2 pseudogenes are annotated in these 751 nt (G+C 52.3%); one reads left to right on the forward strand and one right to left on the reverse strand.

What is annotated here, in order from left to right:
- Positions 1-391 (forward strand): annotated as a pseudogene (locus HW443_RS12350) (hypothetical protein); the annotation flags it as partial.
- Here HW443_RS12350 and HW443_RS12355 read toward each other — a convergent pair.
- Positions 367-751: pseudogene (locus HW443_RS12355) on the reverse strand (FAD-dependent oxidoreductase); the annotation flags it as partial. The pseudogenes HW443_RS12350 and HW443_RS12355 overlap by 25 nt on opposite strands.

A 751-nucleotide genomic window follows, 5' to 3' on the forward strand; every position in this document is an offset into this window, starting at 1 on the left:
GGGTCCGGGCATTGCCACTCGTCTGGGTATCTCTCAACTTACCTACGTGGTGAAGATCAGATCGATAGATTTGGAGAAGAAGGAGATAGTGGTGGAGCGGCAGTTGGAGGGAGGAAGAGAAGTGCTCAGAGCTGAGCTGCCTGCTCTGCTTACGGTGGTGAAGGAGCTTAATACGGCAGGCACCATCCTCCAGACATCCCTCATAGGCCACACTGATCCTGTCTCCTTCCCACTGATAGACGTGGGCGGGACAGGTGTTGATGCAAGGCTTCAATTCGCATTGAGCACAGACACCCTGGTCAATAATAATAAGGTGGGAGGTGTCATCGGACACAAACCTATCCAGATAAAGTTTATCCTCAATCTTCAACGTACCGCCCTCCATCCGTGATAAAGATCTCTGGCCAACCGCCAGAGGGATCTCTTGCTTATGACCTCCCGCCAGATCTTTCTCTGTTTATCTCTCTTAGGGGTGCTGTCCACCGTCATCATCTCTATAGCAGCCCCACTCAGCAGCTCCGGGTAAAGGGTAAACAGCTCCCGATGAGATTTGAGATAGCGAGGAAGATTCTGATACTTCTTGAGATCTTTGAGTACAAAACTCTCTTCCAGAAGTTTCCGGTACAGCGAGAGGCTTCGGGCTGAGAAGTCTCCTTTCTCCCTGGCTCTGATCACTGTCTCTGCCGCCAGGCGTCCCGAAGTCATAGCCAGATTGGAGCCCTCCCGGTGGACGGTGTTGACCAACATGGCC

It is taken from the genome of Candidatus Hakubella thermalkaliphila, from assembly GCF_013281975.1.
GTDB lineage: Bacteria > Actinomycetota > Humimicrobiia > Hakubellales > Hakubellaceae > Hakubella > Hakubella thermalkaliphila.